This window comes from Natrinema gelatinilyticum (assembly GCF_024266705.1).
GTDB lineage: Archaea > Halobacteriota > Halobacteria > Halobacteriales > Natrialbaceae > Natrinema > Natrinema gelatinilyticum.
This window is the reverse complement of record NZ_CP100757.1, coordinates 1167934-1180427: the sequence shown is the minus strand read 5'-3', so window position 1 is coordinate 1180427 and position 12494 is coordinate 1167934. Positions and strand designations below refer to the sequence as shown.

Annotated in this window: 9 protein-coding genes and 5 pseudogenes; 4 read left to right on the top strand and 10 right to left on the bottom strand. The window is 56.9% G+C overall.

What is annotated here, in order from left to right; translation table 11 throughout:
* Positions 1-47 precede the first annotated feature (47 nt).
* The gene (locus NJU76_RS23570) at positions 48-947 is read left to right on the top strand and encodes a polysaccharide deacetylase family protein (RefSeq protein WP_254532873.1); all 900 of its coding nucleotides are present in this window, start codon (positions 48-50) and stop codon (positions 945-947) included.
* Here the strand turns inward: NJU76_RS23570 and NJU76_RS23565 are convergent.
* From NJU76_RS23565 to NJU76_RS23555, 3 genes and pseudogenes are all read right to left on the bottom strand, one after another.
* Positions 938-1942 carry an asparaginase gene (locus NJU76_RS23565; protein WP_254532872.1) on the bottom strand — a complete coding sequence of 335 codons (1005 nt, stop codon included), beginning with the start codon at positions 1940-1942 and terminating at the stop codon, positions 938-940. The genes NJU76_RS23570 and NJU76_RS23565 overlap by 10 nt on opposite strands.
* Positions 1943-2166: 224 nt before the next feature.
* Positions 2167-2367, bottom strand: a pseudogene (locus NJU76_RS23560) (ISH3 family transposase); the annotation flags it as partial.
* A 26-nt stretch (positions 2368-2393) separates the two neighbouring features.
* Entirely contained in the window at positions 2394-3758 is a 1365-nt protein-coding gene (locus NJU76_RS23555; protein WP_254532871.1) for a polysaccharide deacetylase family protein, read from the bottom strand.
* 834 nt (positions 3759-4592) lie between these two features.
* On the opposite strand from NJU76_RS23555, the gene NJU76_RS23550 reads away from it, so the two are divergent.
* Entirely contained in the window at positions 4593-5696 is a 1104-nt protein-coding gene (locus NJU76_RS23550; protein WP_254532870.1) for an IS630 family transposase, read from the top strand.
* Between the two features lie 162 nt (positions 5697-5858).
* On the opposite strand, the gene NJU76_RS23545 is transcribed toward NJU76_RS23550, so the two are convergent.
* Positions 5859-6398, bottom strand: coding sequence for a DUF1684 domain-containing protein (locus tag NJU76_RS23545; RefSeq protein WP_254532869.1), 540 nt, complete (start codon positions 6396-6398; stop codon positions 5859-5861).
* A 133-nt stretch (positions 6399-6531) separates the two neighbouring features.
* Positions 6532-6642, bottom strand: a pseudogene (locus NJU76_RS23540) (thiol reductase thioredoxin); the annotation flags it as partial.
* Between the two features lie 861 nt (positions 6643-7503).
* On the opposite strand from NJU76_RS23540, the gene NJU76_RS23535 reads away from it, so the two are divergent.
* Complete coding sequence (locus NJU76_RS23535; protein WP_254532868.1) at positions 7504-7857, top strand: hypothetical protein; 354 nt, start codon at positions 7504-7506, stop codon at positions 7855-7857.
* A gap of 94 nt (positions 7858-7951) precedes the next feature.
* Here the strand turns inward: NJU76_RS23535 and NJU76_RS27235 are convergent.
* From NJU76_RS27235 to NJU76_RS23525, 3 genes and pseudogenes are all read right to left on the bottom strand, one after another.
* A pseudogene (locus NJU76_RS27235) lies at positions 7952-8238 on the bottom strand (RNA-guided endonuclease TnpB family protein); the annotation flags it as partial.
* 216 nt (positions 8239-8454) lie between these two features.
* A protein-coding gene (locus NJU76_RS23530; RefSeq protein ID WP_254532867.1) for an IS630 family transposase occupies positions 8455-9455 on the bottom strand; the annotation gives its coding sequence in 2 pieces (ribosomal slippage) (positions 8455-8963 and positions 8963-9455; 1002 coding nt in all).
* Between the two features lie 507 nt (positions 9456-9962).
* Positions 9963-10189: pseudogene (locus tag NJU76_RS23525) on the bottom strand (RNA-guided endonuclease TnpB family protein); the annotation flags it as partial.
* Positions 10190-10221: 32 nt separating this feature from the next.
* Here NJU76_RS23525 and NJU76_RS27230 point away from each other — a divergent pair.
* Positions 10222-10336: pseudogene (locus NJU76_RS27230) on the top strand (tyrosine-type recombinase/integrase); the annotation flags it as partial.
* 65 nt (positions 10337-10401) lie between these two features.
* On the opposite strand, the gene tuf reads toward NJU76_RS27230, so the two are convergent.
* Both tuf and NJU76_RS23515 read right to left on the bottom strand, forming a co-directional pair.
* Positions 10402-11673, bottom strand: coding sequence for a translation elongation factor EF-1 subunit alpha (tuf, locus tag NJU76_RS23520; RefSeq protein WP_254532866.1), 1272 nt, complete (start codon positions 11671-11673; stop codon positions 10402-10404).
* Positions 11674-12009: 336 nt separating this feature from the next.
* Positions 12010-12318 carry a hypothetical protein gene (locus NJU76_RS23515; RefSeq protein ID WP_254532865.1) on the bottom strand — a complete coding sequence of 103 codons (309 nt, stop codon included), beginning with the start codon at positions 12316-12318 and terminating at the stop codon, positions 12010-12012.
* Between the last annotated feature and the right edge of the window lie 176 nt (positions 12319-12494).

Below are 12494 nucleotides of genomic sequence, written 5' to 3'. Positions count from 1 at the left end.
CCGTGATACATATTTTTACGCCAGTTCGTGAGAGTCACTGCTGCATCATGAGTACCGTCGATGTTGCGATCGGTGTTGATGCGGACTGCATCGCCGGCTGGCTGGGTTCCTACGGCGGTGCGGACTCACCTGCGGACCTCTCTAGAGGACTGGCCGCCGGAAACGAAGGAATTCCGCGCATGCTCGCACTCTTCGAGGATCAGGATATACGGACATCGTGGTACGTACCCGGTCACACGATCGAGACCTTCCGCGACGAGATCGAGGCCATTGCGGCCGCTGGCCATGAGCTCGGTGTTCACGGTTACTCCCACGAGAACCCGACCGACCTTTCGAGGGAGCAAGAAGACGAGATCATCGAGGTTTCGACCGATCTCATCGAGGACGTCACCGGTTCGGAGCCGGTCGGTCACCGCGCCAGCTGGTGGGAGTTCAGCGAGAACACGCCAGAGTTGGTCGAAAAACACGGCTTCCTGTACGACAGTAGCCTGATGGAACGGATGTTCGAACCTGGCTGGATGCGCAAGGGCGACAGCTGGAAGAAGATCCAGTACGACAACGAGCCCGAGACGTGGATGGAGCCATACCAGTACGGTGAAGAGACCGACGTCGTCGAGATCCCGATCAGCTGGTATCGCGACGACATCCCGCCGATGCTGTTCATCAAGCAGCCGATCTACCACGCCGGGTACAAGGATCCGGAGATGCTGTACGAGCAGTACTACAAGCGTCAGTTCGACTATCTCTACAATCGCCGTGGCGCGGGCGTCTACACGTTCACGATCCATCCCGATATCCACGGCCTGCCCCACATGATCCCCCTCCTCGAGGAGTTCATCCAGTACGTCAAGGGCCACGAGAACGCGCGGTTTGTCACCCTCGAGACGATCGCCGAGACGTTCAAAGACGATCCGTCGGTGTACGAGAGCGAGAGCGACTACGTCTGATCGGTCGCTGACTGTGATCGGTCGAAAGACGTGAACGCTGCCTGGATCGCCTCTGGGTCGTCGAACGCTTCGAGCGCCAGTGCCAGTCGAAGTCTGGCCTGCTGTGCGGAGAGATCGTCGGCAAAGATTGCGCCGTACTCGCGGAGGCGCTCACCGCCTCCATCGCCGCCGTAGACCGGCGCGACCCGTCCCTCGAGGCAGCGTGACGTGACCACGACGGGGACGCCAGCATCGATCGCGTCGTGGACAGCGTCGGCGATGCCCGCCGTCGTATTCCCGAGCCCCGTTCCTTCGATCACGATGCCGTCTGTATCGTTCTCAAGAGCGGCTTCCAGGAGGTCTCCGGTAACAGCGCTGCCGCTCTTGATCGTGACGACGGTCGCCATGAGCGATGTCGTCTCGATCGGCCGTGTCTCGCTTCGCGGTGGCCGGTGGATCACGACGTCGTTGCGGTCGACCGTCGCGACCGGTCCCGCGTTCCGCGAACGAAACGCTTCTAGGGCGGACGTATGTACTTTTGTCACTGTCCGCGCGCTGTAGAGTTCCTTGTCGAACGCGACGAATGTCCCGTCGGCGTCGCGGTCCGCAAACGCCTCACTGGCGCGAACTGCCGTCAGGAGGTTGCTCGGCCCGTCTGGACTCACCTCGTCCGGTCGACGCTGGGCACCCGTCAGAATCACTGGCGTCTCCGGCTGAACGGTGACGTCGAGGTAGTAGGCTGTCTCCTCCATCGTGTCCGTCCCATGGGTGATGACGACGGCGTCGACTGTGGGATCGGCATCGAGTTCGCCTACACGACCGGCGATATCCTCGAGCGTCGCAGCATCCATCTCGAAACTCGGTATCTGCGCGACCGATTCGACTGAAAACGTCGCATATGACTTGAGTTCGGGGACCGCCTCGAGGAGTTCTAGTCCCGACTGCGTTGGTTTTGCCCCGGCATTCGTCTCCGTGCTTGCGATAGTTCCGCCCGTACTGAGAAGAGTGACGTTCATAGTGTCCTCTTTCACGCGAGCGGCCGAAAAAGTGAGCGGGGATCCACGGCCGTTCCAGCAGGCTGGTCGATAACGACTCCGAAACAATGTTTATTATCCTAGGAGGGGTGCCATGAGCTACCACGCCGATCTATCCACCGACAGCGACTGGGAAGAGTCTCTGCTATCGACGACCGGATTTGTGATAACTATAGAAATAACCGATCTCGCTATCAACCCTTCTAGAGCAACATGTTCCTAACTTGCTCAACCGACTCTAGGTCGAATATCTCACGGAGATTGTACAGAACGGTGTTTCGGTGAGGTGAATCTTTCCTGTTCTCGCCGAGTGTGGGGACCGAGGTCCCGTCGGCGTACGCCCCGACGAGGACCTCATAGATCTCTTCAGAATCGATTTGAGCATTCTCACTGAGGCCAAGAGCAATCGTCAAAAAGGAATGCGAACAGAGAGTTAACGATACTCTGCCGTCCGCTCGACGGCCTCCTGTATCGTCACGATCTCCAGATCACGAACCAGCGCCTGCTCGATCACGAACCGCACACGTGAGGCAGGTAGCGTGTCGTACTGTGAGTGGGCGCCCACGATCGCGACACACTCTTCTTCGACGGCCGTATCCAGAAACTCCTCGACATCCGACTCCGAGAGGCGATTCGTCTCGATGTACTGTCGCCGCCACGTCGTCGGATCCGCGTCGAGATCGTTGTGGCCCTGACTCCAACGGTGGTTCGCCACCGCGTCGTAGTGGTCGCGTACGATCTCCTCGGCAGGCCCGTAGTACCGGTCGTACGGGTAGACAAAGCCGAAGACGTCGAGATCCCACATTCGGAGTTGCTCGTCCGTCTTCTCCAGTTTCTCCCGCAGGAACAGACGAGGGTAGTGGACGATGCCATCCGCGCTGATATCAACGCCCGCTGGCTCCTCCAGTACGATATACTCCCCATCAGCATCCGTGCCGCGCTCGACCACGCGTGTCTCGAAGCGTGACGTGTCGTCAGTGACAACGAGTGGATCGTTCGCGAAGCGCCCGTGCGTGTTGCGCTCGACGTAGACCTTCTCGTCACCTTTTGACATGGGTTTAGTTAGGGGGATCTGGCCATACGGGCGGTGCCGATAGCTGTGACTCATAATCCCCCAGCCCGCGTCCTGCATCTCATGGGCCTTCTCGGGCGTGAGCCAGAGATCGGATTCGCCCATGTTTGCCGGGTTCACCGCGATGCAGCCCGGCACGCCAAATTCCTCGTGAACCGGGAACGTCTCGCTGTAGTCCTCGATTGGACTGTCGTCGTACGTGAATACGAGCAGGCCATTCGACTTCGGTTCCGGCTCGGGCTCAGGCTCGGGTTCGGGTTCTGGTTCGGGTTCTGGTTCGGGTTCTGGTTCGGGTTCTGGTTCGGGTTCTGGTTCTGGCTCGGGCTCAGGTTCTGGCTCGGGCTCAGGTTCTGGCTCGGGCTCGGGTTCTGGTTCGGGCTCGGGTTCTGGCTCAGGTTCTGGCTCGGGTTCGGGCTCAGGCTCGGGTTCTGGCTCAGACTCGAGTTCGGGATCCGGTTCCTCCGACGTCTCGTCGGTCGAGTCGTCTGGCTCCGAGTGTTCTTCGCGCACCGGCTCCTCTTTGTCATGTGCATCCTCGTCCACGTCTGTATCCTCGTCGTCCGCGTCCACGGCATCGTCGTGGTCGATCGGTTCGTCTGGCTCTACGGATGTCGAGTCGGCAACCAGGTCGAGGCAGCCTGCGAGGCTGCCGACGCCAGTCACGGTCAGTCCGAGTGCTGTTCGCCTGCTGAAGCTCAGTCGAGAGTTGTCGTCGCTGTGTGTCATCGGTCGTCAATCGCGCCGCTGTCATCGCCAGCGCCGACATACCCACCAAGAATCGCCAGGCCACCAACTGTGGCGATTGCTTTGAGTCGTGTGATATCTACCATCGTTGTTCTTCCCACCCCCTTCGGGGAGGCGTCCCGCCCGCTGTGACACGGGATACACGCTCGACCACTGATCGCCGAGAGGAATCGAGCCGGGACGCGAGTGTGAGCACAACTGGTGGCGAATCACTAAATTCAACGATTTGATTAGTTGAGTAATTGTATAAATATTTTGTGGATTCCGTCCGGAGTGAGATAGTACAGGCCGAATGGGGCAAAGAAACGACACGCAAATCGTTCTATGACGGCCTCCATGCACTACAACTACCGGTACAGACTCAATCAGTCCAACGCTCTCCGTGAGGCATTAGACCGGCATCGAGATGTTATTTATACGACCGATGACAGCCGTCCTAAGTCCAGTTGTTCGAAAGCGACAAGATAGCGGCAGGACGGCCAAATTAGCTGTGGTTGAGGGTGGTAAGCCTCCTTTTTCAACGAGTGTCGAAGATGCGAGCAGGGTGGGGATACACCGCTCGCACGCGTTTCTTGCACTCAGATAGGTTTTTATTATCCTGTCGTTGAATGGATGTGGTACGATGCTCGCCACGCTTCCGGCGGTGTTCAAACGCGACAACAAGCGTGCACCGTCGGTTGCGGCCGAGTGTCGATTCGGGAGGAGTGGGACGCTCCGAACCGCCATAACGGGAAATCGCCTGCGGAGTCTGGAACCGTCCGCAGAACGCCGTAATGAGTGACGGAAGTTATGGGCATAGACTGAGACGGGCGAGTAATGGGAGGAGACCGGCGAGGCGATCTTGTTCGTCATCTAAGTGAGCAGGAGTTGGATCGTCTGCTGGACGAAGCAGACGATCCAAAGATCATCAAGCGACTCACCTTTGTCAAACGTCTCTACAAGGGAGCAACGTACGAGGAAGCAGCCGACGACGTTGGCAAATCTGCGTCGACTGGAAGTCGCTGGGCGCGTCGATGGAACGATGGCGGACTTGGTCAGTTGACACCGAACTTCGGGGGCGGAAGGCCCCCGAAGCTCGGTGACGAGGAACAAGAGCGTCTGTTAGAACTTCTCCGGGAGGGGCAACCCTGGAAAGCACAGGAAGTTCATCAGCTCTTGGACGAAGAGTTCGGTGTAGAGTACCATCCGGATTATCTCGGTCGATTCCTCCGGAATCTCGGTCTGTCCTACGCTAAACCACGTCCAAAGCGCCCCTCTCGGCCAGAAAACGCAGATGAAATCCTCGAAGAACGCGTCGCAGACGCGTTCGACGAGGAGACAGAGACGGCACATAACAAGCGTCCTGATGATGAGGACGAAGGATGGGTCCTCGACGACGATATTTGCACGGATGGGGGAACTGTCGTCGGTTTTTGTGATGCTTCGCATCCACAACCATACGACAATTCGCATCGACTGTGGTACGTTGATGATCCGACACTGGAACGACCGCTGGTGAAGCTTGACGAACCAGCGGTCGGATGCTATACGCTCAACGGCGAAAGTGTCCTGACGTTCCCTGAAGATCAATCGAAAGAGAACATCTGTGCGCTATTGGAGCAAGTCCGCGAGCAGAATCCGGGAACGCGGATTCTGCTCGTCTTGGATAACTTCTCGTCTCACATCTGTGAACACACGCGCAAGCGCGCACATCAACTCGGTATTGATCTCGTCTTTCTTCCGGTCGGCTCACCGCACCTCAACCCGATTGAACAGGTCTGGAAAGTCCTCAAACGCACTGCCTCGCCAATCGTGGTGGCGAGCGAGAGCGCGTTCCGAACTCTCGCTCGCCGTCTCTTCGACACCCTTACCGACCGACTCGGATTTGCCAAGTCCTGGATCGATCAATTCCTCAGTCCATATTTGCAAAAGTTATCTTGATCATTATGGCGTTCTGCCGGGCCGCACGAGACGCTCCGCGACTTGTAGACGCTGTTGACCTATTCCTGCACGTTCCAACAGAGAAACTGGAAGCCCCACCCACACCAGGCGAGAGCCAGGGAGGGCCGAGCGCGGTAGGGGGGAGGTCACACGGTATAAGTATCAGTGATATGTACGTTCGCCGGCCTCGATCGGAACCTCGAGCCAGTTTTCCGTCGGCGGGAGAGGACACTCATACCGATCCGAATACGCGCACGTCGGGTTGTATGCCTCGTTGAAGTCGAGGATCCAGTTTCCGTCGTCCGTCCGGTGGCCGTCTTCCTCGAGGTCGAGGTACCGGCCAGCGCCGTAGGTCTCGTCGCCGCTGGTCGCGTCCCGAAACGGAACCCAGAGCCGCTCGTCGGCCGGATCCGCCTTATAGGCCTGCAGCACTATTCCCTCGCCGTCGACGGTGAACCGGAACTCGCCCCAGCGCAGGTACTCCTGCTCGCCGTCGGTACTCGTTCCAACGGTGACTCGGTCGGGATCGTCGTATTCGTGCAGCGGTAGTTCGAACCGGTAGGCCTCGTCGATCGGGTAGTACTCGAGGCCGTCGAACGACTCGCGCTCGTCCGGTGGAATCGGCGAGTGTGGATCACCGCCAAAATACCGGTCTTTCTTTTCTCGTTGCGTTTTGATCGCGCGTTTCCAGTCAGTGGACATAATCGAATTGAAAGCGGTCGCTGTGTAGTCTCGGCGTGGTCGTGCCGCCGATCTTTCGCGGGGAGACCGGTCACGGCTGAGTACCGCCACCTAGCGTGACTGCGGAACTCGACGCATCAGGTGCGTCGCTCCCCTCGTCGGCGTCGGCCGCATCGAGATACACGCCGTTCTCAAGGCGTTTCTGCAGCTCTCGTTTCTTCTGCTCGCGGATCCGCTGCCGTTCGTCGTCCTCAGTGTCGCTCACCGTGTGAACATACGGACTCCACAGTTATAACGATTTTGTGTACTGTATACAATATTGGAACGGTAGCCCAGTCACAGCTCACCGTCGAGGCGACAGGGCCGAACGATCATTGCTCGCGTCGGCCGTGACAAGCAGCTTTGAACAGTGGTGGATATTGGATCCGTTATGAACGAAACCAGGCAGCCGTAGACGACCGGTTCGATCGGTCAGCGAAGCGGCGATGCGGATCCTTTAACAGACGGTGAAGTCGCTCGAGTTCGACCTTACACGTATATATCCGTCGCCCGTCCTCGACTACATATAGTTATAAAAGTGTGTTTAGAATACAATATTACTCTCCGAGTGGGATCGAACGATGATCGACTTACGTGACACGCTCCGACGAGTAACGATGCTCAGTTCTATCCTTCTCATCGCCGCGCCCGCGACGGCGCCCGCAAGACCCACCGCGATAGTGACGGACCGATAGGCGGCCAGGGAGGATTCGGTGGCTGAATGTTCCTCTGGCTTGTCCTGCTACTCGGTCTGCTCGCCCTACTGATCGTCTGGGCCGGCAGCCGACGCCGAGGTGACCACATTGACCGCACCGACCGCGTACTCGTGGAACTCCACAACTCCGCGAGAGATACGCATGATGACCCCGAAGCTGCTGAACTGCGTGACGAAATTGACGACCCCAAGGCTCAAATTGAGGACCGCACCGAGTTCAGCCCTGCTCAGAATTCCGGGCAAAGTGGGCCGAACGGTTGTATTACGCCGTCAGTACCAGCTATTGCCGACTTGCACTGTACCTTCTCCAGGTCCGTATTGATAACTGATACTCAGATGTAATTTATATGCTTAGCGGTCGTATCTCGAGATATGGGTTCAAGGGCACAACGACTCGCAATATGCCTCATCCTGATGGTCAGTATAACTGGAGTCGCCACAGTTGCGGCTGCAGACGGTGCTGAGACGAGTTCCGAGGAACTAGGTAGCGTCGATATTTCAGTTGAAGATAAGCACGTCTCTATTGATAATGTCGAAATCTCGAGTCAGGCCCTCCCGACAGTCGAGATTGACAAGCGTACATACACGATTCACTCGTTTTCACTGGAAGCTGATGGCGTGACTATCGAGTATAACGGCCACTCCTACGATATCGGCCGAGTCAATATCGATCTCGAGAATGTTGGCATTACAGTCTCTAACATTTCTATTAATGGCGGCGAGTGAACTACCTCATCCTACTGCTCGCCTGACGGCTCGCGCTTGAGGGAGGGGCTTCCTGGTTCGAGAACGTGCTTTGCGGGAGGTGAACTACCCCGCCCTACTCGCTCGCGGCTAACGCCGTTCGTTCCTTGAGGACGGGGGCTTAACGCCCTCTCTTTTAGCTAAATGGGTTCCCGTTGGGTCCGCAGTCTCCACGCGTTCGAAAATCACGCCGCGATTTTCGCAGCCCATCAGAGTCGCAGAGCGATTCTGAGAACGTTGATGCGGAGCGTTCCGCTCCTACGTGTTTGATGCTGCGAGAAAGAACGTTTCAGTCCCTGTCCGCCGTGAAGCCACGGGAGGGATAACGTGTTCGCGGACCCACAGCGGCCTGGCCATCGAAACGCTATCTTTGAGAGCGAGAGAGTCCCCGCCCTTCCCGTGAGGCGGGAGCGTTCCGACAATACGTGTCGGAACTGAGCGCCGAACAGGGCGGGCGTGAATCGCGTCTGCTCCGGCGAGAAACCGCCACGTTACTGCTGGTTTTGAGTCTCCACCGCATTGAGGCCGGTTTTCAGCACCTCGATATACACTTTATTGAGTGAGAGGCTATAGTAGGAGTTAGAAATAGTTACTCACTTTGGGAATAGAGAGTTGGTCAAGAGCGGTATCGATCGCTGTTGTTAGCTCAGAAAGTGAGTCGAAGAATCGGTTGCTAAGAGCTGATTGAAGCTGTCTCCAGCACTCTTCGACTGGATTGAGTTCCGGTGAATACGCTGGTAGCGTGACGAAGGCGAGGTCGTCACGGGCCGCCAGGTCCGTGACGGCCGATGCCTGGAAATACGGCGCTCCATCCAACACGACGACTAAGTTATCTTCGAACTCTTTGCATAACGCGAGAATGAAATGTTTCGCATGTTCAGCGGTCACGTACTCTTCGAATCGAGAGAAAAATCGATCACCGTCCTCGGTGATCGCGCCCAAGAGACACGTCCAGTCGCGTTGCCCGGACAATTCGACGGCCGGCCGCGTGCTGCGCGGAAACCACGCGGCACGCGGCTCAACTTGCACGGATTTCTTGGTTTGATCGATACAGACTATTGTGGCGTCCATCTCCCGCCGCTTTTTTTGAGTTCTTCGTGGAACGTTTCTTGTTCGTCAGCCTCAGCTTCAGCGGCTGTGCGGCGTGGTTTTTGATAGCACAATCCCGCCTCTTTGAGCAACCGCCGGCAACTCGGGATTGAGTACTCGACATCGTAGGTCTCGTCGAGATACTGCTGGACGAGCGCCGGCGTCCACGCCGGCGCGTCAACCCCAACTTCTTCGGGTGAGTCGTGGACAGCTTCTTCGAATTCTTGTCGCTGTTTTTCTGAGAGCTTTCGCTTTCTCCCAGATCGCTGAGCATCAGTTACAGCCTGCTCAAGCGACTCGTCGATGTCGAGTCGCTTGAGCCAGCTATAGATCGTGCGTCGCTGAACGTCGTACCACTCGGCTAGTTCAGTCTGTGTAACGCCGTTTTTGTACGATATTGCCGCTAAGAGCCGTTGTGTCGGCTTCTTTCCCTCCACGTTGTCAAGAGCATCTTGCAATTCCTTGACGGAGATTTCGTCGAGATGATCCACTACCCTCAGAAACCATCCCTGAGTAGAAAATTCTAACGGTTACTATAGTTGCTTCTGCGTAGTCGTTCACCCGTCCGTAGAGTGCATACAAAATATCTATCGCGGGTCTCATTGGTACACACCGTATTTCTCGCGGCTATTTTCGGCATGAGACGGGTTCTCGTCTTCACAGTCAGGGCACACGAATAGATAGCTTTCTGGTTGCTTGTCGTGCTTCTTCTCGAACCGTTCTCGTGCCGCTGCTTGGTCTCGGAACAGTCCAATCATATCCACAGTCATCCACTTGTCACTGGTGCGGCCACAGATGTAACAAGTCAGAGGCGTTTCAGTCGTCACGTATCACAAAACTTGTTTGACGTTTCGACGTGAAAACAATTGTGGCATGAAGCGTACCAACACGTTCGCCGTGCGACCGCTCTCCGACGGAATGTTGCCTCCGGGGACGCGTAGACCAGCTGAGAATCCCACGGAGGAAACCACGCCGTTTACGGCGCGGAGGATGTCATAGGCCCCACACTCTGTGGTCGTGCCTGCCAAATCGGCGGCGACGAAGTGCGCTCCTTTGCGTTCGCACTCGAACTTGAGCATCCGGAGGAACGTTCCCCAGCCGCCCCGGTACGGTTTCTCGAGTTGCCGTCGAACTCGACAAGGCCCTTCGTGTCAAGGTCTTCGATTGCCACGAGACCGTACTCTCGACTTGCTACGCTCGAGAGTTTGTGCAAGAAGTCTCGTCGGCTCGAGGGATGAACCAGGTTCGGACGGGATATTTGACGAGCTGGACGAACGGACGTTCTGCCGGTACGCTCGGAAACTCGCGAACCGAGACCTAGCGGCAAGGGACGATTCTGACATACTACGCCTACGTCAGCGCCTATGTCGGCTGAACAGATAGCGGATCGAGGGCAGAAGTCTCACCTTCACGGCGAGACAACTATCTCTCGAAGTATCAATTCCCTTCGTTGACTTCAAGGACCTTACCTGCCGCGATGGTCTGACCCATGTCACGGATGGCGAAGCTCCCGAGTTCGGGAATCTCGCTGGACGGCTCGATGCTGAGGGGCTTCTGCGGTCGGATAGTGACCACAGCAGCGTCACCCGACTGGATGAAGTCGGGGTTCTCCTCGGCGACCTCGCCGCTCGAGGGGTCCATTTTCTTGTCGATGGATTCGATCGTACAGGCGACCTGCGCCGTGTGGGCGTGGAAGACCGGCGTGTAGCCGGCGGTGATCACGGACGGGTGCTGCATGACGACGATCTGGGCCTGGAACGTCTCGGCGACGCTCGGCGGATCGTCGGCAGGACCACAGACGTCACCGCGGCGGATGTCGTCTTTGCCGATGCCGCGGACGTTGAATCCGACGTTGTCACCGGGCTCGGCTTTTGGCACCTCTTCGTGGTGCATCTCGATCGTCTTGACCTCGCCGCCCACGTCGCTGGGCTGGAAGGAGACGTTGTCGCCCGTGTTCATGACACCGGTCTCGATACGTCCGACGGGAACGGTACCGATACCCGAAATCGTGTATACGTCCTGGATCGGTAGTCGGAGTGGTGCATCTGTCGGTGGCTCCGGTACCGGGAGATCGTTCAGTGCCTCGAGTATGGTTCGACCATCGTACCAGGGAGTGTTGTCGGAAGATTCAGCGACATTGTCGCCCTCGAAGGCAGAAATCGGGATAAATGATGCGTCATCGGTCTGGAATTGGACCTGGTTCAGGAGTTGATTAACCTCTCCGACGACCTCATCATAGGTTGATTCCTCGTAGTCGACGATGTCCATCTTATTGATGGCAACGATGAGTTCGTCGATCCCGAGGGTCCGAGCGAGGAAAACGTGCTCCTGAGTCTGGGGCGCGACACCGTCGTCAGCGGCGACGACGAGAACAGCGTGGTCAGCCTGTGACGCACCAGTGATCATATTCTTCACGAAGTCGCGGTGCCCTGGTGTATCGACGATCGTAAAGTAGTACTCGTCAGTATCGAATTCCTGATGAGCGATGTCGATAGTGACACCGCGTTCGCGCTCTTCAGCGAGGTTGTCCATGACGTAGGCGAACTCGAAGCCGCCTTTGCCTTTCTCCTCGGCCTCTTCTCGGTGCTGTTCGATCACGTGCTCTGGGATACTCCCTGTCTCGTAAAGAAGTCGTCCCACGAGCGTACTCTTTCCGTGATCAACGTGGCCGATAATCGCTAGGTTCTGGTGCGGTTTATCTTCACTCATGGTCAGTTGAGTCGGGAGCCGTCATCAAAAGTACTTGCTAGACATTCGTAAATCCTTGTTCGGGTTAATCAGAATATCCGATACGGAAAAATAATAAGAAATCCATCTATGAATCTTCTCAGACTGATAACCCGACGCTGTGTTTTGTCGGCTTGCACGTAATTTACTGTATTTATATGATAATCATACGGATAGACATTTTTTTGACTCTACGGACGAAGATATGAGTGTGAGTAACGGTCTCCTCGTCACACTCGTGTATATTTCCAATGGCCCTTCGCCGTCCTCGTGGTCCGTCTGATCCGGTATTAGTTCGAGCAGCGGTGAGTAAGTGTATCAGTTGTTTGCTATTGGTGATGGTGGACTTTCGCTTGAACTGGATGGACTTTCGCTCGAGTTGTTGAGCACGGCGCGGGCATAGAGGTCTATGACACTGAGGATGAGGACAGCGAATGGCATGGCCATGTCGCCGAATGCGACCGTCTCGAGTTGGAGGGCAGTGATGAGGACCGGCTCGGTGAGTTGGCCGTTACTGAGGAGCGTTGCAGAGCTAAGAAACAGAAGTGCGGCCCCATACAGCGCCGCCCAACTGCAGCCACGCGTCCACTGGCGGCGGTAGAAGTGGCCAGCACCTGGCCAGCACACGGCCAAGGGATACGCGAGCCACGATTTCGTACGTACAACGAGACGAATTACGTTCGCCGCGGGCCATGTCGACAGGGGATCATCACCAGTGGATCGTCGACCCGTGTCCGTTTTGGTAGGTGTCGAATCGGGGGTGGCCATAGCAGTCATGACTACACTGGTCCCCAAAAACGTCA

Bases quoted from the DNA above. Each gene is read 5' to 3' on its own strand.
- NJU76_RS23570 (WP_254532873.1), top strand. From the start codon at position 48: ATGAGTACCGTCGATGTTGCGATCGGTGTTGATGCGGACTGCATCGCC.
- NJU76_RS23565 (WP_254532872.1), bottom strand. From the start codon at position 1,942: ATGAACGTCACTCTTCTCAGTACGGGCGGAACTATCGCAAGCACGGAG.
- NJU76_RS23555 (WP_254532871.1), bottom strand. From the start codon at position 3,758: ATGACACACAGCGACGACAACTCTCGACTGAGCTTCAGCAGGCGAACA.
- NJU76_RS23550 (WP_254532870.1), top strand. From the start codon at position 4,593: ATGGGAGGAGACCGGCGAGGCGATCTTGTTCGTCATCTAAGTGAGCAG.
- NJU76_RS23545 (WP_254532869.1), bottom strand. From the start codon at position 6,398: ATGTCCACTGACTGGAAACGCGCGATCAAAACGCAACGAGAAAAGAAA.
- NJU76_RS23535 (WP_254532868.1), top strand. From the start codon at position 7,504: ATGGGTTCAAGGGCACAACGACTCGCAATATGCCTCATCCTGATGGTC.
- tuf (WP_254532866.1), bottom strand. From the start codon at position 11,673: ATGAGTGAAGATAAACCGCACCAGAACCTAGCGATTATCGGCCACGTT.